This is a genomic window from Metabacillus litoralis, from assembly GCF_007994985.1.
GTDB lineage: Bacteria > Bacillota > Bacilli > Bacillales > Bacillaceae > Metabacillus > Metabacillus litoralis.
Window position 1 is genome coordinate 59,388 of the sequence record NZ_VOQF01000008.1, and the last position, 20,444, is coordinate 79,831.

Annotated in this window: 17 protein-coding genes; 3 read left to right on the top strand and 14 right to left on the bottom strand. The window is 33.8% G+C overall.

What is annotated here, in order from left to right; translation table 11 throughout:
- Window positions 1-460: 460 nt before the first annotated feature.
- The 6 genes from amt to FS935_RS15120 all read right to left on the bottom strand — a co-directional run bounded on the left by amt (window position 461) and on the right by FS935_RS15120 (window position 10,096).
- Complete coding sequence (gene amt, locus FS935_RS15095) at window positions 461-2,758, bottom strand: ammonium transporter (RefSeq protein WP_146949488.1); 2,298 nt, start codon at window positions 2,756-2,758, stop codon at window positions 461-463.
- A gap of 204 nt (window positions 2,759-2,962) precedes the next feature.
- On the bottom strand, window positions 2,963-3,712 hold the full coding sequence (locus FS935_RS15100) for a DeoR/GlpR family DNA-binding transcription regulator (protein ID WP_146949489.1): 750 nt from the start codon (window positions 3,710-3,712) through the stop codon (window positions 2,963-2,965).
- 344 nt (window positions 3,713-4,056) lie between these two features.
- The gene (locus FS935_RS15105) at window positions 4,057-5,523 is read right to left on the bottom strand and encodes an amidase (RefSeq protein ID WP_146949490.1); all 1,467 of its coding nucleotides are present in this window, start codon (window positions 5,521-5,523) and stop codon (window positions 4,057-4,059) included.
- Between the two features lie 162 nt (window positions 5,524-5,685).
- The gene (gene hemH, locus FS935_RS15110) at window positions 5,686-6,624 is read right to left on the bottom strand and encodes a ferrochelatase (RefSeq protein ID WP_146949491.1); all 939 of its coding nucleotides are present in this window, start codon (window positions 6,622-6,624) and stop codon (window positions 5,686-5,688) included.
- A gap of 87 nt (window positions 6,625-6,711) precedes the next feature.
- A complete protein-coding gene (hemE, locus tag FS935_RS15115; protein WP_146949492.1) occupies window positions 6,712-7,761 on the bottom strand; it encodes a uroporphyrinogen decarboxylase in 1,050 nt (349 codons plus the stop codon).
- Between the two features lie 190 nt (window positions 7,762-7,951).
- Entirely contained in the window at window positions 7,952-10,096 is a 2,145-nt protein-coding gene (locus FS935_RS15120) for a transglycosylase domain-containing protein (RefSeq protein WP_146949493.1), read from the bottom strand.
- Window positions 10,097-10,241: 145 nt separating this feature from the next.
- Between FS935_RS15120 and FS935_RS15125 the strand changes: the two genes are divergently transcribed.
- A complete protein-coding gene (locus FS935_RS15125) occupies window positions 10,242-10,751 on the top strand; it encodes an antibiotic biosynthesis monooxygenase family protein (RefSeq protein ID WP_146949494.1) in 510 nt (169 codons plus the stop codon).
- 619 nt (window positions 10,752-11,370) lie between these two features.
- Here FS935_RS15125 and mgrA read toward each other — a convergent pair.
- Together mgrA and FS935_RS15135 are read right to left on the bottom strand one after the other, a co-directional pair.
- Window positions 11,371-12,363 carry an L-glyceraldehyde 3-phosphate reductase gene (mgrA, locus tag FS935_RS15130; RefSeq protein ID WP_146949495.1) on the bottom strand — a complete coding sequence of 331 codons (993 nt, stop codon included), beginning with the start codon at window positions 12,361-12,363 and terminating at the stop codon, window positions 11,371-11,373.
- Window positions 12,364-12,417: 54 nt separating this feature from the next.
- Window positions 12,418-13,401 (bottom strand): aldo/keto reductase, encoded by a 984-nt coding sequence (locus FS935_RS15135; RefSeq protein ID WP_146949496.1) that lies wholly within the window; start codon window positions 13,399-13,401, stop codon window positions 12,418-12,420.
- Between the two features lie 168 nt (window positions 13,402-13,569).
- Here FS935_RS15135 and FS935_RS15140 point away from each other — a divergent pair, with 168 nt between their 5' ends.
- Complete coding sequence (locus tag FS935_RS15140) at window positions 13,570-14,124, top strand: DUF3231 family protein (RefSeq protein WP_146949497.1); 555 nt, start codon at window positions 13,570-13,572, stop codon at window positions 14,122-14,124.
- A gap of 189 nt (window positions 14,125-14,313) precedes the next feature.
- Here the strand turns inward: FS935_RS15140 and FS935_RS15145 are convergent, their stop codons facing one another.
- The 6 genes from FS935_RS15145 to FS935_RS15170 form a co-directional block, all read right to left on the bottom strand.
- Complete coding sequence (locus FS935_RS15145; RefSeq protein WP_146949498.1) at window positions 14,314-15,039, bottom strand: hypothetical protein; 726 nt, start codon at window positions 15,037-15,039, stop codon at window positions 14,314-14,316.
- The gene (locus FS935_RS15150) at window positions 15,036-15,782 is read right to left on the bottom strand and encodes a hypothetical protein (protein WP_146949499.1); all 747 of its coding nucleotides are present in this window, start codon (window positions 15,780-15,782) and stop codon (window positions 15,036-15,038) included. The genes FS935_RS15145 and FS935_RS15150 overlap by 4 nt, the downstream gene beginning before the upstream one ends.
- Window positions 15,763-16,665: an ABC transporter ATP-binding protein gene (locus FS935_RS15155; protein ID WP_146949500.1), complete on the bottom strand. Its 903-nt coding sequence runs from the start codon at window positions 16,663-16,665 to the stop codon at window positions 15,763-15,765. Before FS935_RS15155 ends, FS935_RS15150 begins: the two co-directional genes overlap by 20 nt.
- Window positions 16,662-17,048 carry a GntR family transcriptional regulator gene (locus tag FS935_RS15160; protein WP_205124304.1) on the bottom strand — a complete coding sequence of 129 codons (387 nt, stop codon included), beginning with the start codon at window positions 17,046-17,048 and terminating at the stop codon, window positions 16,662-16,664. The genes FS935_RS15155 and FS935_RS15160 overlap by 4 nt, the downstream gene beginning before the upstream one ends.
- Before the next feature lie 143 nt (window positions 17,049-17,191).
- Complete coding sequence (locus tag FS935_RS15165) at window positions 17,192-18,052, bottom strand: hypothetical protein (RefSeq protein WP_146949502.1); 861 nt, start codon at window positions 18,050-18,052, stop codon at window positions 17,192-17,194.
- Between the two features lie 74 nt (window positions 18,053-18,126).
- Window positions 18,127-18,768: a phosphatase PAP2 family protein gene (locus FS935_RS15170; protein ID WP_240050926.1), complete on the bottom strand. Its 642-nt coding sequence runs from the start codon at window positions 18,766-18,768 to the stop codon at window positions 18,127-18,129.
- A 202-nt stretch (window positions 18,769-18,970) separates the two neighbouring features.
- Here FS935_RS15170 and FS935_RS15175 point away from each other — a divergent pair, with 202 nt between their 5' ends.
- A complete protein-coding gene (locus FS935_RS15175) occupies window positions 18,971-20,179 on the top strand; it encodes an amidohydrolase (RefSeq protein WP_146949504.1) in 1,209 nt (402 codons plus the stop codon).
- The last annotated feature ends 265 nt before the right edge of the window (window positions 20,180-20,444 follow it).

A 20,444-nucleotide genomic window follows, 5' to 3' on the forward strand; every position in this document is an offset into this window, starting at 1 on the left:
CAATAAATAAAACTGTTTTCATTTTCAGTGCCCTCGCAACTGGCAACTTGGTGCAACTGGGGGTCAGACCCCAAGTTGTTCTTCTTTCTAACAAAATAATACAAATCTCCGTTGTTTTTATGAAAAATGTAGAAATGGAGGTGAAAATTTTGATTCATACACTAAGAGACTACTAAAATAGCTAACTTTTATTTAAATTTGTACACGATGTTAGTGAATTTTTCTCCATTGTTTAATTTATCGTCGATTTTTTAAATTTATCATCGATTCCGGCTATTTATCTTCGATTTTTAAGATTTATCTTCGATTATGCGGATTTATCTTCCATTCTTCAAAATTCGACAAATCAGCACTGCACTATACAATAGTCCTTTAGCACGCTGAGGGACAGACCCCCACAGCATAAAACTAAAAAAGATACTTTCGATTTTGAAAGTATCTTTTTTAAGTCTATATAATTTTACGATGACATCGATTCAGCTGTTCTAAATTTGATAACAGATTGATTTAATTTTTCATTTTGCTTCTTCATCGTATTTATTTTTTCTACCATTTCAAACGTTGATTCAAGATTTATTTTCATATTTTGATACACTTGATTCATTCTACCTGACATCTCTTTAAAGCTATCTTGTTGTTCATATCTTTTTTCTTGAATTGTCGCTGTATCTTTATTTACTCTTTCTAATGTAACTAGGAATTCCTTCATAAATGTAGTAACAGTATATACTTTTTCATCAATTAACTTAAATCTCTTTGGCATTTTAATTAATTCATTACTTAATAGCTCAATTTTACCTGATAACTCAATAACCTCTGCAAACCCCTGTGTTGTTTCTTCTGTTGTTGATGTAATCATTTCACGAATGTCTTCTGTTGCAAGTTTAGATTTTAGTGCTAGTTTTTTAATTTCATTAGCTACAATTGTAAATCCTCTTCCAGATTCACCCGCTCTTGCTGCTTCAATACTTGCATTCAGTGATAATAAATTAATTTGTTCCGATACCTCTGAAATAATATCAACCATTTGTTTACTCTCATTTGCATCACTTGTGATTTTTTCGATGTTTTTATTGAAGTTATTCATTTTGAAATTTACTTCTTGATTTATATCACCCACTTCATGGACAAATGTGGAAATATTGGTCATTTCCTCCTGAATCCAACTTAGTTGCTTCCCTATTTGTTCAATTGAAGAAAATGCTTGTTGAATTTCAGCTATTACTTGATTTTCAACTTCAATCTCTTTTTCTAGCCATTTTTCAGATTCCTCTACAAACGAATAAGTTTCTTCTATTTCTATCATTTGCAGACTTGCATTCTCCTTTGATTTCTCACTTAGTGATAACACAGAAGATGTTGTATTAAGAACTGAGGATGTTTGGGTTTTCACCTTATGAACAAGCTCATTTAATGTACCTAAGACTGTATTGAAGGCTTCATTTAACTCTGCCATATCTTCTCCAGGTTCATACTTAATTTTCTTAGTCAAATCACCTTTTGCAGCAGCAATTTCATTCATGGCAACAATAGTATCTAAAACTGAAATAGATGCACCATGTTCACTAACGTTTAAACCAATTTCCTCATCTTCTTTCCCCACTCTTATGTTCATTAAAAATTTCATTACTCCATAGATCAGAAGTCCCATCCCAAAAGCCCATACAAATGCTGTTCCTATCCCAAGAAGCTGTACACCAATCTGTTCCAGTCTTGTAGCTCGAACAAGATTTTCCAAAGGAGCAAATAACGCCAATGAGAGTGTACCCCATGCTCCACAAACACCATGTACAGCAATTGATCCAATTGCATCATCAATCTTAAACACTGAATCTATCGTTCTTATAGAAAAGACAACAATGATTCCACCCATCGCTCCAATTATTAAAGCAAACTCCGGCGTGAGAATATTTGCTCCAGCTGTTACCGATACTAAGCCTGCTAAAATACCATTAAGTATATCCTCAACCTGAGGTCTTTTATCTAACATCCAACTAATCATTAATGCTGCTAATCCACCACTTACAGCACCAAAATGTGTATTTAATGAAATGAGTGCAATATTTATATCTGCCACACCTGTTGAGCCTGCATTAAATCCGAACCAGCCAAGCCATAAAATAAATACTCCTGTTACAGCCAAAACAGCGTTAGACATTGCAAATTTTCGACTTTTACCATCAGATGTGTATTTACCAATTCTCGGACCAACAATAATTGCTGCTGCTAAAGCGACCCACCCACCAATTGAATGTACAACTGTAGAGCCAGCAAAATCGATGAAACCTAAATTCTCTAACCAGCCTTTACTTTCTCCGTTCCATAAACTGCCCCAAGCCCAATGACCAAATACAGGGTATATTAGACCACTTATCATAATTGTACCTACTATGTATGCACTAAACTTTACTCGCTCAGCTATGGCCCCCGAAACAATTGTTGCAGCAGTTCCAGCAAAAACAATTTGAAATAAAAGAAAGGCCCAATTGTATGGATCATCCTCTAAACCACGTAACAAAAACCCTTCTGTTCCAAACCAACCTGATAACGAATCACCAAACATAAGGGCAAAGCCTACTAAAGCAAATACAACTGTGGTGATTAATAAATCAATCACATTCTTTAAAGCCACATTAATTGAGTTTTTAGCCCGGACAAGTCCTGCTTCAAGTAAAGTAAATCCTGCCTGCATAAAAAACACTAAAAAAGTAGCAATAACAATCCATAAAACATTTACATTAAGTATGATAGTCTCCATTTTTCCCTCCTGATGATAAGTAATATTACCTATAATGTTATATAATATACCATCTAGTGTGAATAAGGGGAATTTTCTGACAAAAAATTATTTTTTTTTACATTTTTTTATGAAAACCCTACTTAATTAATTAATAATGAACAATTTATTAAATCAAAAAAAGCTGTTCCTTATGTCAACTCAAGGAACAGCTAAGCGAAAGATTTAATTTACAAGAATAATCTCAGTTTTTTCTTCATATTTGTTTAATTGAGTCGCAGGTTCACTATTTGTGATTATTTTCACCTCATCTAATTTCGCAAATTTAGAAAATGACACTTCCCCAAATTTGCTACTATCAGCAAGAATAAAGGCTTCTCGTGATAATGATATAGCCCTTTCTTTTATTTGAGCTTCTTCAGGATCTGGAGTTGTTAAACCAAGATCATGATGAACTGCGTTTGTTCCCATAAAACACTTATCAAAACGGTAATTCTTAATACTTGTGTATGCATCACGTCCGATTGTTGCTTTCGTTACTTTTTTCACATAACCACCGATAATATAAGTCACAATATCTTTTTCGAGTAACGCTTCTAGATGGTCAACACCGTTCGTTACAACAACAATATCTTTTTGATTCAAATAGGTAATCAATTTATAAGTAGTTGTTCCTGCATCCAAATAAATACAATCTCCATCTTGAATTAAATTTGCCGCATATTTAGCAATCATTCCTTTCTCATCAAAGTTTTTAGTAGTTCTTTCATTAACGCTTGGTTCTTCTCGTTTACTTTGAATTAAAGAAGCTCCTCCATGAACTCTTTTTAAATAATTTTGTTTCTCTAATTGATCAAGATCACGTCTTAACGTTGATTCAGATGTATTCGTTAAATCCACTAGTTCCTGGAGCTTGACGTTTTTTTTCTCTTTTAATAGGTTTAATATAATTTGATGCCTTTCAGTTATAAGCATAATCTAACCTCCAAAACACAATGTATGACTTATGTAGTTCTAATCTTCATTCTAATAGTATATGTGAGAAAATACACAGTAAGTTTTGTAATTAATGGCTCTTTCTTGGGTTTAGGTCTTTATCTCCTTTATGACGACCTTTACCTCAGCTTTCCCACTGCCTTTTGATCTTCATTCATTCCCTTGATAACGACCTTTACCTGTTTTTCCTCTATCTTTGGTCCTCATCACCTTTACGTCGACCTCTATCTCAAATTTCCATCCGGCTTAAATCTTCATTTAATCATCCATACGAAAAACAGATCACCCTAATTAAAAGATGACCAGCTTTTAAAATCTTTATCCTATAATTTTGGCGCTACTCTATGTTTTGTTCCTTGCTCATAGGAATAAGCTATCTCAATCAAGGTTGGCTCACTATAAGCTAGACCTGAAAACGTTATTCCTACTGGCTCTCCCTCGTTCGTGTAGCCAGCAGGTACAGTTATCGACGGATATCCCGCTACTGCAGGTAGAAGTGCACCTATGTTATTTGGAAAGACAATAGCGTCTAAGTGATGTTGGTTCATGACAGCATCAATACCCTGCTTTCTAGCCAAATAATAATCCTTTTCTAGACTATTTAGGTAAGTTGGATCTGTTAAACTTCCACTTGTTTTGTTTGAATCAAGAAAGAGCTTTTGACCATATTTCAATGCTTTCTCACCAATTTGTTCATTCCTTTGTATCACATCTGAAAGTGTACGAACTCCTATGGAAGAATCTACATTTTTTAAATACGCCTCTATATCTGCTTTAAACTCATATAAAAGAACATTTATATCCCACTCTTCATTTGTTGAAGGAATAACAATTGGATCAATAACCTCTGCTCCAAGCTCTGTGAGTTTATCAATTGCTGTATTCATAACAGTAAGCTGTGATTGGCTTAACTCATCAAAATACGTTTCACGAGCTATACCAATCTTTTTACCTTTTAATCCTCCTGATTTAAGAAACTCTGTGAAATCTACAGAAAGAAGTTCATTACTAAGAGTAATCGGATCTTTATCGTCTGTTCCTTGTAAAGCATTAAGAAGAATCGCTGCATCTTCTACTGTTCTCGCCATTGGACCTGCTGTATCTTGAGTATGAGAAATTGGTATAATACCTGTTCTGCTAATTAAACCAACAGTAGGCTTAATTCCCACAATAGAGTTTTGACTTGCAGGACTTAAAATTGATCCACATGTTTCCGTCCCTACCGAAATAGTCGCTAAATTTGCTGCAATTGCTGCTCCAGAACCTGCACTTGATCCACCAACAATAAATTCCTTTCCATAAGGATTTAATGTTTGTCCACCTCTTGAGCTGTAGCCAGTAGGCATATCTTCGGCTATAAAATTAGCCCACTCTGTTAAGTTTGTTTTCCCTAAAATTATTGCACCAGCTTCACGCAACCTTTTTACAACAGCCGCATCTTCTTGCGCGTATGAATCTGCCAAAACAAGTGAACCTGCACTTGTATGCATTTTATCTCCTGTATCAATATTATCCTTTATGACAACAGGAATTCCATGTAATGCGCCCCGGCTACCTTTCGTTTTTCTTTCATAATCAAGTGCTGCTGCAATTTGTAATGCTTCTGGGTTCACTTCTATCATTGAGTTAATAGAAGCACCTGATTGGTCGATCTCTGATATTCTGGATAAATAGATAAGTACTAGCTCTTTTGATGTAATTTCTTTATTTTCTAGTTTTTCTTGAATTTCACTAATTGTAGCCTCAACAATCCATTCATTCTTTAGTTGCTCCAACTGTTCATCTTTCAATGGTAGACCCCCTATTTTAACTAACATTGACTTTTATTTTAGAATACATTATTTCGGTAACCGAATAAAGTATATAAACATTAAATCATAAATAGTATTTTTATTATCTTTAAAAACCAAAGTAAAAAAGCAATGGAGCTTCCACTGCTTTTTAAACGTCTATTATTTATTTTCCTTTAAATGCTTCAACACAACGGTTGAAAGACAATCAATAAATTCAGGCTTAGCATTTGGCATTTCTGGACGATAATAGCTTGCACCTAGTTCATCTGTGATCACTTTACATTCATAATCATTATCGAAAAGTACTTCTAAGTGATCAGCTACAAAGCCTACAGGAATGTAAACAAATGTTCTATATCCTTCTTCTTCAAAAAGGTCTCGTGTTAAATCTTGAACATCAGGACCTAACCAAGGCTCAGGTGTATTTCCTGCACTTTGCCATCCTGTTACATATTTTTTAACACCTGCTGCTTCAGCAATTAAATCAGCTGTTTCTTGAAGCTGCTGTGGATAAGGATCTCCATTTGCAATGATCTTCTCTGGTAAACTGTGCGCTGATACAACAAGAATGGCTGAATCTTTTTCTTGCTGAGTCATTTTTTCAAATGTCTCTTTTAAGCGGTCTGCCCAATAGGTAATGAACTTTGGCTCAGTATACCAGCTTTCAACTGAAGTGATTGTTAATCCTCCAAGTTTTTCAGCCTCTTCTTTTGCTCGTCCATTATAAGATTTCACACTAAATGTTGAAAAATGTGGAGCGAGTACTATACTAACTGCCTCTGTGATCCCATCTTCATGCATCTGTTTAACAGCATCTTCCACAAATGGTTCAATATGCTTTAAACCTAGATACATTTTAAATTCAATATCATCTTGAATGTCATTTAGATTCTTTTCAAGGTTTTCCGCTTGATCTAATGTGATTTTTGCTAAGGGAGAAATCCCTCCAATAGCTTCATAACGGTCTTTTAGATCTTGTAGTGCTTCTGGCGCTGGCTTACGACCGTGGCGGATATGTGTATAATAACGCTCAATATCTTCTTCTTTATATGGTGTACCATAAGCCATAACTAATAGACCCATTTTTTTCTTACTCACGTCATTCACCTCTAATTCAATTCGTCAGCTTATTTTCTCATCATTTATCGATCTCATCCATTTTGAATGTGTTTAATAATTTATTTCTTACTTACTTTTAACCTGCTTAGAATAATCATGAACAAAAGCTGTTAACTTCTTCAAAGATTCTGGATTTACCTGTGGGAATACACCATGACCTAAATTAAAAATATAGCCGTCCTGCTGCATACCTTGATCTAGTATAGCTTTAGCTCTTTCTTCAATTACTTCCCAAGGAGAAAGTAAAATAGCTGGGTCAAGGTTTCCTTGCAGCGTTTTCGTTAATCCCATACCTCGAGCTTCTTGAACTTGAAGTCTCCAATCAAGACCAACAACATCTAATGGGAGATCATGCCATTCACGGGCTAAATGACTTGCACCAACACCAAACATAATTAAAGGTACATTTTCTTCTCTTAATTCACTGAAAATGCGTTCCATTGTCGGCTTTATATAATAACGGTAGTCTGCCACATTAAGTGCTCCTACCCAAGAATCAAAAACTTGAATTGCTTTAGCTCCAGCCTTGATTTGTGCTTTTACATACACAATACTCATCTCTGCTAATTTATCCATTAATGCAAACCAAGCTTTCGGTTCAGAGTACATAAATGCTTTTGTTTTGTTATAACTTTTCGATGGTCCTCCTTCGATCATATAACTTGCTAATGTAAAAGGAGCACCTGTAAAGCCAATAAGCGGAACATCTAACTGTTCTTGTGTAAGTAATTTAATTGTATCCAATACATAAGGAACATCACTTTCAGGATCAATTTCTCCCAATTTTTCTACATCACTTAGTGAACGAATTGGATCATCAATTACAGGACCTATTCCTGATTTAATTTCAACGTCTACTCCAATAGCAGGAAGTGGCGTCATAATGTCTTTATAAAGAATGGCAGCATCTACACCATATTGTTCAACAGGCAGCCTTGTTACATAAGCACATAGCTCCGGTTGATGCGTTATTTCAAAAAGACTATATTTTTCTTTAATTGCACGGTATTCAGGCTGTGAGCGACCCGCCTGCCTCATATACCAAACTGGCACATGATCTGTTTTTTCTCCTCGACACGCCTTTAAAAACGTATCATTGAATCTTTTTTCTGCCATTCTAAAAAGGCCACCTTTCTATGTAAAAGGGGAAAACCCCTTTATTAAATAATACTTATTATAATCTAATACTAATTCTATATTATTCTCTCTGCCCTTTCAACTATAACGGTTTCATTTCATGTTGTATAGCTTTGATATACAAATGTCAAAAAATAGACGAATAAATCAATGAAACTGTTTTTATTACTTATTCATTTGAACTGAAAAGACTAGGTTTAATCGATTTTGTGAGCATACCTTCTTTATCTGTTTGTACATTATAAGGAGCTACAGAATAAGTACTTTCTGAAAACACATTAATATAAGGAATCTCATAATGTCCTTCACCTTTAACTTTTCCAACAAGCTTTGTAGTACCAGTTTGTGTTTTCTCATAAACTCGGTACTCAACACGATCATCCTGCTGAGCATCCCATTCAAGTGTTAATGTAATTAAGCCCAGTGGTTTGAATGTATATCTAGCATCAACCCGGTTGATTTCCTGTATTCGAATTGGGCTATCAAGATCATTCACACCATCTGGAACTGAAAAAGCGACGTTTTGATCCCAGCTAGCATCTGTTAAGATATCTTTAAACAGCTTAGTAGGATATGAGCTACCATGCTTTAAGTAATGGTTTTCATCTGTTTTATCATATCCCATCCAAAGTGCACCAACAACATTCTCTGTATATCCAACAAACCATGCATCTTTTGAAGCACCATCAACATTTGGATAAGAAGTTGTGCCAGTTTTCCCGGCAAGTTCACCTTTGAATTCTCCACTTTTCGCTGTTCCTTCACTAACAACATGCTGCAGCATTCTTGTCATATCCCATGAAGTTTGTGGAGAAAAAACCTGTTGTAATTCACCATAATGTTCAGCTATTACCTTCCCATCATCACTTTTTATTTCATTAATAAGATGGTGCTCACTATAACTTCCACCTTTTGCAAAAGTTCGATATGCATTAGCCATTTGAATTGGAGTAACTCCCTCTGATAATCCACCTAAAGCAATAGCTAATCCATCATCTTTAATTCCAATGTCTAGACTTTGTAAATATTTTTTACTTTCTTTAATTCCTAATTCAGATAATGTCCAGACTGCGGCAGCATTTTTTGATGATATAATAGCATCAAACATTGATACTTCTCCTGAATATTGTTTATCATAATTCTCAGGAGAATAATCACCATATGTTTCCTTCTCATCCTTTAATAAGGAATAAGGTTTATATAAACCATTCTCAAGAACAGGTGCGTATACCGCAACAGGTTTAAACGTGGATCCTGGTTGTCTTTGAATCTTGATTCTATTTAATCCTTTTGGAACATAATTACGGCCACCAACAGCTGCTAATACCCCCCCTGTATCGTTGTCTAACAATATAAATGCACCTTGTGCTTGATCATCGGTACCAGGAAAATACTCATTTTTTTGAAAAAGATCATAAGCTGATTTTTGTAACGTTGATTGAAGTGGAACAGTTATTGTATAACCACCTCTTAACAATTCTTCATTAGAAATTGCATATTTTTCCTTTGCCTCATCAAATACCATATCAATATATGTGGTTAGCCAAGGACTTTCATGTTTTTCACTAACTTGGAGCTTCACAGTTTTCCCTTGTGTTCTAACAACCTCATCATAAGAAATATAATCTTGATCTCCCATTAAACTTAAGATAATATCTCTACGCTCTTTGCTTTTAGCAAGATTATTAATCGGAGAATAATTAGTAGGTGCCTTAGGTATACCGGCTAGAACTGCACCTTCTTCTAATGTTAGCTCTGAAACATCTTTACCAAAATAAAATTCAGCAGCAGACTTAATTCCATAAGCACCATGTCCAAAATAAACTTGGTTTAAATACATTTCTAATAATTTTTTCTTGCTATAACGTCTTTCAAGATTGACTGCAATTATCGCTTCTTTCGTTTTTCGAAGAAGTGTTTTATCATTTGTTAAAAATATGTTTTTCGCTAGTTGTTGTGTAATTGTACTGCCACCTTCAACCTTCCCACCAGCTAGTATATCTTTATAAAGTGCGCGACCAATAGATCTCATATCAATTCCGTGATGCTCATAAAACCTTTGATCTTCAACAGCAACAAAGGATTGCTGTACATACTCAGGCACCTCAGATATATCGACCAATTCTCTATTCTCTAAATAAAGCTTTGTTATTTCATTACCTTCCATATCGACTAATTTCGATGCTGTATTCATAACGAGCTTTTCTTCATCTATTACATAATTCCCCATAAATATAATGAATAAATAGCCTAACAAAGCAATAATGAACGTCATTACGATTGAGAGTCCTGTTAGAAGAAGTTTCTTTTTCATTCAAAATCACCCCTTATATTTCTTAGTATTGTTAAAAATAGGTAGGTATATGTGTAAAACACTAAAATTGGAAAAAATCAATATATAGTTGTTATAATAATACTAGTACTATTGATCATAAACTAACTAATGAGGTGAAGAAATAATGAATCTTTACATAACTTACGGAACAACTGACTATTTGGCAAAAATAAAAAAAGATCATCCCGACAAGAACCTGCTTCATATGGAAAACGCTGATACAACTGTACTTTTTCATGAAACAACCGAACAATCCATTTTCAATGAGCCTAAAAAGTATGAAGTGTTAGATTCATCAGGAGAGCTAAGCAATGGCCTATATGCTGTCCTAAACAATATCCCTGTTACAGAAGAGGGAAAACCACTTTTTGAAAAACGTTTTAGCGAAAGAGCTCGATTAATCGAAAATGAACCAGGCTTCTCTGCAATTCGGGTATTACGACCTAAAAATGGTGATACATATATTATTTTAACATTATGGGAAAATGAACAATACTTCAAAGCTTGGCAGGAATCAAAAGCATATGAAAATGCCCATAAAAAAAGAGGAACAAGTGAGGGAGTCGATAAACATTCCATATTCCCGCGACCTTCATATGTAACCACATACTCACTTATAAATATTGAAGAATAAACCATATCCCTCTGCCTTTGCGGAGGTTTTTTATTGGCGTCAGTTGCAGATTTTAATTTCCTAACATTTTCTGCAGTTCTGACAATATTTCCTTGGAAATGACAATATCTTTCTACATAACATTACCCTATTTTTCTACATGGTTCACGAATGCCGGTATACCTTAACAATGAAACACTTTAACAAAATTTTGTTGCTTTTTAGTAACCTCAAGGAAACAGCACTGAATAAAGTCTGTTAGAAGAAACAACAACACTACAGAATAGAGCTTATATAAACAGAGTGGCTGGGATATTACTAGTTTTAATTTTAAAAACAAAAGGTTCCCTTCTTTTAGAAAGAATTTTTATGTTGTAACATTGTTTATTAGTGGTCTTTTTTAATTAAATAAAAAATTAAAGCCGGTGACATTTTTAAAATGTCACCGGCTTTATCATCTAAGAGGTGGGCTTTATCCCAATCTCATAATATATTTGCTCTTTCTTATCGCTTATTTGCTTTATGTTATCATTTATTTGCTTCTTCGGATAATATAATTGCTAATTTCAGTAATATATTAGATTTTCGACAAAAAACAACACAAACTAAGAGACCCCTCTAAAGACATATGATCTGAAAATTATTTCTTTAGAATTTGGTCAATTAAAGATAATTCTTCGTTACTAAACTCTAGATTATTTAAAGTAGCAATATTCTCTTCAATTTGGCTTACTTTACTTGCCCCAATTAATGCTGAGGTCACTTTTTGTTCTCTCAATACCCATGCTAATGCCATTTGTGCTAAAGATTGACCTCTCTCATTTGCAATCGTATTCAGTTTTTGTACTTTCTGAATAACTTCTTCAGTAACATCATCTTTATTTAAGAAGCTTTTAGATTTTAATGCTCTAGAATCACTAGGAATACCTTCTAGATAACGATTGGTTAATAAACCTTGTGCTAGTGGTACAAATGCAATACATCCAACACCTTCTTCACTTAATAAAGATGTTAATCCATCTTCAACCCATCGATTAAACATGGAATAAGCAACTTGATTAATAACAAGTGGTGTCCCAAGTTCTCTTAAAATCGAAATGGCTTTTTTTGATTCTTCTGTTCCGTAATTAGAAACGCCAACATACAGAGCCTTTCCTTGTCTTACAACTTGATCAAGTGCCATCATTGTCTCTTCAAGAGGTGTTTCAGGATCTGGTCTATGGTGATAAAAAATATCAACATAATCTAATCCCATTCGATTCAAGCTTTGATCAAGACTAGAAATAAGATATTTTCTTGATCCCCAATTACCATAAGGACCTGGCCACATATCATAACCGGCTTTAGTGGAAATAATCATTTCATCACGATAGCCCTGAAAGTCTTTTTTCAAGATCCGACCAAATGTTTCTTCAGCTGAACCAGGAGGTGGCCCATAGTTGTTTGCTAAATCAAAATGAGTAATACCCAAATCAAATGCTCTTTGAATTAATGCTCTAGCATTTTCAAAGGTATCTTCCCCTCCAAAATTATGCCATAAACCTAAAGATAGAGCTGGTAGTTTAATACCTGATTTTCCACATCGATTATATTGCATTTCATCATATCTTTTTTCACTTGGTTGATAACTCATCTTTTGAAACCTCCGATTAATTCTTTAATTTCTATACTTTATATCACATCTTTGTTAACGTCTAAACTTCTCCAAAAACCTTGTCGGATACTCACTTGGTAGCTTACTTATATTGTCTAACTGATTCCAATGTTCATCACTCAACTTCCAACCCACACTCCCCATGTTTTCTTCAAATTGCTCTAAACTGCTAGCACCAAAGATTGGTGAGGTGATTTCCTCTTTGTTATGCAGCCAATTTAATGCAACTTGTACAGGTGTTTTATTGATAGATTGAGCAATTCCTTGAACTGCATGAAGGATGTCAAAGTTTCTAGCATTAGCTCTATATTCCCAGCTAGACTCTCCAATTCCTTTTGATAATCTGCCACTAGATGGAGTTTCTCCTTGTTTATACTTTCCAGTTAAAAATCCACCACCGATTGGTGCCCATGGAATCACTCCGACATTTTCTTCTTTACAAAGTGGAAGAACTTCGCGATCCATTTCACGATTTAGCAAACTATATTGTGGTTGTATTGAGATAAAACGAACCATATTATGAAAGTCACTATAAGAAAGTGCCTTCATCATTTGCCAAGCTAAAAAATTTGAACAGCCTATGTATCTAACTTTCCCAGAACTTACAAGATCATCTAATGTTCTAATTGTTTCTTCTATAGGTGTAATATTATCCCATACATGAAGCTGATAAAGATCAATATAATCTGTATTTAATCGTTTTAAGCTTTGATCGACTCCTTCTAGTATACGTCTTCTAGAGTAACCAAAATCATTTGGTTGTGGACCTACCCGCATTCTAACCTTTGTTGCTAAAACAACCTCAGATCTTCGTTCCTTAATTGCCTTACCAACAATACGTTCAGATTCACCACCAACATATACATCAGCTGTATCTATGAAATTACCGCCTTGATCAAGAAAACTATGTATCATATCTATTGATTGAGATTCATTCACCTCATTGCCGAACGTCATCGCCCCTAAACAAAGCTCTGAAACTAATAAACCACTTTTACCTAAAGTTTTATATTCCATGTTCTCTCTCCCATCGTTCAGTTTAAAAATTACATCTAATTAAACTATTCGTTAATACTTGATATATTCCTTTAAATAAAGGAGATCATTACATAGAATTATAGCAATTAGAAATCTTTTACATTTGTTAGTTCAAATAGGAAATAGTATAAAGAAGGAGGTGAAAATATGCCAAACCCTTTTGAGGCAGTGTGGAATACATTAAAAATTGCTATTGATAATGTAGATGAACCTAAATCTCCTTTACATGTAATTGAAGTAGGGGATCTTTGGAAATATGTAACTTTGGTTGAGGAGTTTATTCGATATGAAGAAATAGGGTTAAATACTTCTACAGATGATGAAGTGTTAGAAATGCTTACTGATGCAATTAAATTATGTGAATCACAGGTAAAAAGATTAAGTCAATTTATGAAGAAGGAGGGAGTTCCATTACCTGATGTAACATCTGCAAAACCAAATTCTGATTCAAAAGAAGTTCCACTCGGTGTTAAGCTAACAGATGATGAAATTACAAATGGAATTACCTTTAAATTAGTTGTTTGTATGCAAGCATGTGCTAAAGGACAAGCTGATGCGATACGAAGTGATGTAGGTTTGATTTGGCTTCAATTTTATACAGATTGGGTTGTTTTTGGAACTACTTTAAAAACATTAATGCGAAAACGAGGATGGATTAAAGTTCCGCCATATTATTACCCACCTGGCTTTCCTAACCAATAAATTTTAAAAGCTCTTAACTTTAATAATGCTGCTTTTAATGTAATAATTTCAGTTAAATATTTGAACGGATATCCGAAATCACTGATTACAGAAAAAATATAATAAAACAGCTATTTCAAAAAAACCAACTCTTAGCGCTGGAGTTGGTTTTTTCTCTTACTTTTATGAAATTAGTTATGTTCCATTACTCTAATTAACATAAATTAAAGATTCACTCGGATCGATAATTTCAACATCTTTTGGTACTTTCACATAAATAACGCTTTCTCCTCTTGCATCAGTATCATCGTTCATAGTATCAAAGAGACCACCTTCACCTGTAAACTGCGTTATCGTAAATTCTTTGGCAAACTTTCCGACTTGAATATCTAATGGTTCAGGATACATAATCGATAATGTTTTTTCATTTAGTTCAACTATATATGGTTTTATTTCTTCTGTTACTTCAATATTACCTAAAATTGCTCTTGTATAATATTGAGTAACATTTATTTTCTGATCATTCGTAGATTTCCTTTCAACTAATACAATATTACTCCCATGTTGCTCTTCAGCAAATATTTCAAGCTCATTATGTTCAAATGGGATATTCAGTTCTTCTCTCGTTAAAACTCCCTTTAGATTTTCTCCACTTATTTTCTTACCTTCAAGAGCAGCAGTCAATAATGCATCACTCTCGTTTTGCGCATTAAGAATTTCTTTTTTATTATCCACAACATTTTTTGAACCTATATCAAAAGGAAAAAGGTAAAATAGACAAACCGATAAAATCAAAACAACAGCATATAAACCCAGCAACCATTTCAGGTTCAATCTTTCATAAATACCTGTGTTGCTTATAACTTTGTTTAATTGGAAAGCTACAAATATTAAAAATAAAATAATAACGATCGGTAGAAGTGATATAAACATCATTTCCTCACCTCCATTTTATTCGAAAGAATAACTGACAAGAAAAACAAAATACTTGATGTAAAAATAACTTTCGCAAAAAATAAAAGTAAAGATGATTCTTGGGCAAAAAATTTAACCACTTCAGCAACTAAAAATTCCTCTTTACCTTGATTGGCACTTATGATCGAATTACCGATGAGCAATGCGGGAATTAAAACGCCGAACCACTTACTTATTTGAGTTACCATTCCGACAAAATAACCAATTGCAGCCAATAGAATAATATATAAAAAACTAACAAACATACCTAAAAGCAATTCTTGAAAACTAATTAATGTACCTAACGTGTAATCATCATGTAAAACAAATAACAAAATCACCTTTAGTAATATTCCAGATAGTATAGAGGTAACACCACCAACAATGCTTGCTATAATAAGAAAAAGTATATTAGAGAGATTGCTACTTAAGCGATTTGATATAAAGATAAAATCATCATTACGACTAGCTTTTGTTGTGATAATAATCGCGCTTATTAAAGCCCATATGATCGTAAAGATGATAATAAGATCACCAGTTAAAAAACTGATATTTATTGAATCGCCATTAAAGCCCATACTAGTATTTCCACTTCCATTTGTTGAAAACAGTATACCTACAACTTGGATAAATAATAGTGAGCTAAAAACACTTAAATAGGCATTTAACTTATATTGTGTTTGCTTTTTTACAATATCCCACAGCTTAACCTCTGTTAAAAACATCATCAATCCCTCCGATCGATTTATTTGTTAAATAAGAACAAACATCATCAGAAGGTACAGCACTTAATTCGATATTACTAAAAACAGTCTGTTCTTTTTCTCTTAGCGACAAATCATTTTTCACTACAACGTAAAGTTGATTTATTCCGATCTTTTTTTCATAAAGAATCTCTCTATTTGATGTGATTTCTTTTACTTTCTCTTCATCACCATTAAGAGCAATAGCATATTCCTTCAATTCCTCAAGAGATACATGAAGGCATTTTTCTCCGTCTTTAATAAGTAGAATATCTTCTAGCAGATCTTCAATTTCATTTAATAAATGACTAGATAAAATGATTGTTCTAGGAAAATTTAGATACTCTTTTAATAATGATCGATAAAAATCTTTTCTAACAGATGAATCCATTCCTGTTGTTGGTTCATCAAATATCGTTAACGGGCATCTTGCAGCCAAGCCAATTATGCTGTTAAATGTACTTTTCATTCCTTTTGATAAATGATGATGTCTCTGCTTCAGGTTGAAAGAATAATAGGAAACAAGGCGCTCTGCTAAGTCATTATCCCAATTGTGATAAAAGCTAGCCGCCGTTCTAAGAATGTCCTTTAATGTTAATGAATGAGGAAAAATCATTTGATCATCTATAAATATTCTGTTAGCTGATACGTGTAAATTATTAAATGGTTCTTCACCAAAAACAAAAGTCTCGCCCTCTGTTTCATGAATAAAACCAGCAATTATTTTTAAAAGGGTTGTTTTTCCAGCTCCGTTTCTACCAATTAAACCTGTAATCTTATTTTCTTCAATCGAGAATGAAAGGTTACTAAGTGCCTTTTTCTGATGATAAACTTTTGATACCTCTTTACATTCAATTACATTCATTTAGCTTCCCCCTCACCTTTTTTATTTGCAGCTTTAATCAGTTGTAGCAGCTCTTCTTCACTAACGTGTAAGCGCTCCGCTTCGATAACAAGATCATTGACTAGTTTCTTTAATATTTGGTTTTTTCTTTTCGTCAAAATAATTTGTTCAGCTTCTTTAGCTACAAACATCCCTAGCCCTCGTTTTTTATATAAAATTTCCTCATCAGCAAGAATATTTAGACCCTTAGCAGCCGTAGCCGGATTAATATTAAACATATCTGCCAGCTGATATTGAGAATAAATCTTTTCATCTTGTTTATGATTTCCTCTTAAAATTTCAGTTTCTAACCATTCGGCAATTTGAATGTATATTGGTATTGATTGATTTCCATCAAATTTCAAGCACAGACCTCCTTCACTTGTTTAATATATAGTACATTACTGTTGTAATGTACTATATATTACTTTCCATAATTTATCAAGTAAAAAAAGGAATAAAAAAGGGGTCAGTTTCCTCTTTAAAGAGGAAACTGACCCTAAAACTGTTATTCCATCATATTTTCAATTCTTCCGTCTGACTTATATACGTAGTACCATCCTAATGTTGCTGTATGTGAGTGATTGTCTTGTTTGACAACTTCAAAAACATGTACAACATATTTATTTTTCTCCTGATGATCTACTTTCACGGTCATTTTGTTATTTCCATTTAGATTTAGATGGTCTCTCACTAGCCTTACTGCATCTTTTTTACTAATGTTATTCTTACTGTCTTCATTATCAATTTTTGGCTTAGTATTACTTTCCACTTTTTCTGTTTGAATACCATCTACAATCCAACGATCATCCTTGAATATTATTTTATAAGTTACATTCACATGACCTATTAATTCATTATTTCGTTCTTGACTAACTTTATATTCACTTTCATTTATTTTTTCTATTTCAAAGGTTTGACTTAGATCTAACCAAGTTGGAGAATCCGTCGCTTTAATATAAACTCCATCACTTTCTACGCGAAAATAAGTGTTAGCATATGATGAAGCAAGGTCTTTTGACATGTTTTGTTGTAGATATGACATTAACTGCTCTTGTGTTTGAATAGACGTTAGCTTACCATCATTCTCCGCTTCTTGTGCTAAGCTCAAGAAGCTTGTTTTATACTCATTCATGATTTTTTCTGCATTAAATTCCGTCTTTTCACTATTTTCATTATCCTCTTGTAGTTGTTCATCATCAGGATCTACTGTTTGGTTTGGGGTTTCTTCTTTCAAAGGTTCATCATTTTCTTGTTGTGCTTCAGATTGTTCACTTTCTGGTTTATTATCATCACTAGCAGTATTTGAACAAGCAACAACTAAGAAGCTAAGAAAAAGTATTAGTATGATTCCATGAAGGTTTTTCATTTTTCATTCACTCCTTTCTTTTTATTTTCACTACTATTGACTTTGCTAAACATAAGTATCGAATTGTTTAAGCCTTATATTGACATGGTTTTCTCTTTCTTAATTAAAAATCTACTATGTATAAAATAATCGATGGAAATCATCGCTACTAACAGTATTCCACCTGCTATATAGCCGCCAATCACATCTGTGAAATAATGCTCACCCTCTACTAATCGACTAAATCCAATTAAGAAAAGCAAAATACCAGTAAATAGAATTGTCCATTTCTTCTTTAAGGCTGTTATATTACTTTGAATTAGATAGTAAGCTATCATTCCATATAGAATTACCCCAACCATTACGTGACCACTTGGAAAGCTATATCCTTCCTCCAAATGACCAGTAAAGCTAGGACGATCTCTTGCAATAATTTCTTTTACAAGTTTATTTAGGATGTTCCCTACTAAAACTGAAGTAAATAGCATAACTGCCGCAATAAACTTTTTTCCTCTGATGATAAAAAAGATCATACTTATAAACAAGATTGCTACAATTCCACCTGTAGAAGCTAACATACCAATCCAGTGAATAACGTTAAACAATGTCAGCTCAGACAAATCGTAAAGTCTCTCACCTATTTTCCGCTCCAAATCCATCATTGACTCTAGTTTCGTTAGGAACACTAATACAGAAAATAAAATCACTAAAATCGAGACTACAACTATTCTTTTCATCAAACTCTTTTCCTCCAAAAATAATTCTTGTAATTTTCAAAATTTTTAACTACAATCGATCTAACCTATTTGGCTTATCACGACTACTAGATTAAATTTCTTACTATTTTAATACATTTGTTTTAACAAACATATGCTTTTACACAGACTTTATTGAAAAAAGCTTTTTGAAATATATCTATAAATCTTAAGGAGGAAAAATATGCTTGATCAGCTATGGTCAAATCTAGACCAACATTTTAACGACATGATCGATATTCGTCGATATCTACATATGCACCCAGAGATATCTTTTCAAGAAGTGGAAACAGCTGCCTTTATAAAAAAATATTATCAAGATCTTGGAATTGAAATCCGAGAGAATGTTGGCGGGAATGGGCTTGTTGCAAAAATCATAGGTGAACTTCCTGGTCCTACAGTTGCATTACGTGCTGATTTTGATGCTCTACCCATACAAGATGAAAAAGATGTAGAGTATAAATCAACCGTTCCTGGAGTTATGCATGCTTGTGGCCATGACGGTCATACAGCAACATTACTTGTTTTAGCAAAGGTTCTTAATCAACACAAAAACTTATTAAATGGAAATGTTGTGCTTATTCATCAGCATGCAGAAGAATATGCTCCAGGTGGGGCTTTGTCTATGATTAATGACGGCTGCCTAGAAGGTGTTAATGTGATTTTCGGAACTCATCTTTGGGCAAGTGAGCCGGTAGGTAAAATTCAATATCGTTCAGGTCCAATCATGGCTGCAGCAGATCGATTTGAGATTATAGTTCAAGGTAAAGGTGGACATGGAGCACAGCCACATAAAACAAAAGATGCTATATTAATTGGTTCGCAAATTGTCACAAATCTACAGCAAATTGTAAGTCGTAAAGTAGATCCTGTTTCTTCTGCAGTTGTATCGGTAGGTTCGTTTGTTGCAGAAAATGCCTTTAATATAATCGCTAATTCAGCAAAGCTCATTGGCACTGTTCGAACCTTTGATGATGCCATTCGGACACAAATTGAGGAAGATATTGAAAATATTATAAAAGGAACATGTTTAATGCATAATGCTGAATATGAATTTGATTTCTTTAGAGGCTATCCAGCAGTTGTGAATCATCACGACGAAACAGAATTTCTGAGGAAACATGCAGCACAGGTTCCTGGTGTATATGAGGTAGAAGAAACTCCACTTCAAATGGGTGGTGAGGATTTTGCTTATTATTTGCAGCATGTAAAAGGTACCTTCTTTTTTACAGGAGCTAAACCAGCTCATTCAAAAGATGTTTACCCTCATCATCACCCAAAATTTGATATTGATGAAAAGGGCATGCTAATAGCAGCTAAAACATTATGCAAAGCAACGATTCAATATCAGCTGGATTATTGTGAATCACATGGACTTAATCTAAATAAATAGGCAAAAGCAGGAGGCTGGGACATAAGTATTTAAGCTAATGATAAACCCGAATTATTAGGTGATATTTCAATTAATCATTCGCCTAATAATTCGGGTTTTTATTTGCTGACTTTAATAGATTTTTTGATTTTGGAAACTATTTTAAAGAACTTAGTGGAATGGAGCGGAAGACATTTGTGACTCCTGCGGGTGCAGAGGAAAGGCTCAAGACCCCACATGCGCGCAGCTTACGAGGAGGCTTAGCTTCCTCCCCGGCGAATCTTAT

Excerpts from the sequence above, each read along its gene's own strand:
- amt (WP_146949488.1), bottom strand. The coding sequence starts at position 2,758 with ATGGAGACTATCATACTTAATGTAAATGTTTTATGGATTGTTATTGCT.
- FS935_RS15100 (WP_146949489.1), bottom strand. The coding sequence starts at position 3,712 with ATGCTTATAACTGAAAGGCATCAAATTATATTAAACCTATTAAAAGAG.
- hemE (WP_146949492.1), bottom strand. The coding sequence starts at position 7,761 with ATGGCAGAAAAAAGATTCAATGATACGTTTTTAAAGGCGTGTCGAGGA.
- FS935_RS15120 (WP_146949493.1), bottom strand. The coding sequence starts at position 10,096 with ATGAAAAAGAAACTTCTTCTAACAGGACTCTCAATCGTAATGACGTTC.
- FS935_RS15125 (WP_146949494.1), top strand. The coding sequence starts at position 10,242 with ATGAATCTTTACATAACTTACGGAACAACTGACTATTTGGCAAAAATA.
- mgrA (WP_146949495.1), bottom strand. The coding sequence starts at position 12,363 with ATGAGTTATCAACCAAGTGAAAAAAGATATGATGAAATGCAATATAAT.
- FS935_RS15135 (WP_146949496.1), bottom strand. The coding sequence starts at position 13,401 with ATGGAATATAAAACTTTAGGTAAAAGTGGTTTATTAGTTTCAGAGCTT.
- FS935_RS15140 (WP_146949497.1), top strand. The coding sequence starts at position 13,570 with ATGCCAAACCCTTTTGAGGCAGTGTGGAATACATTAAAAATTGCTATT.
- FS935_RS15145 (WP_146949498.1), bottom strand. The coding sequence starts at position 15,039 with ATGATGTTTATATCACTTCTACCGATCGTTATTATTTTATTTTTAATA.
- FS935_RS15150 (WP_146949499.1), bottom strand. The coding sequence starts at position 15,782 with ATGTTTTTAACAGAGGTTAAGCTGTGGGATATTGTAAAAAAGCAAACA.
- FS935_RS15155 (WP_146949500.1), bottom strand. The coding sequence starts at position 16,665 with ATGAATGTAATTGAATGTAAAGAGGTATCAAAAGTTTATCATCAGAAA.
- FS935_RS15165 (WP_146949502.1), bottom strand. The coding sequence starts at position 18,052 with ATGAAAAACCTTCATGGAATCATACTAATACTTTTTCTTAGCTTCTTA.
- FS935_RS15170 (WP_240050926.1), bottom strand. The coding sequence starts at position 18,768 with ATGAAAAGAATAGTTGTAGTCTCGATTTTAGTGATTTTATTTTCTGTA.
- FS935_RS15175 (WP_146949504.1), top strand. The coding sequence starts at position 18,971 with ATGCTTGATCAGCTATGGTCAAATCTAGACCAACATTTTAACGACATG.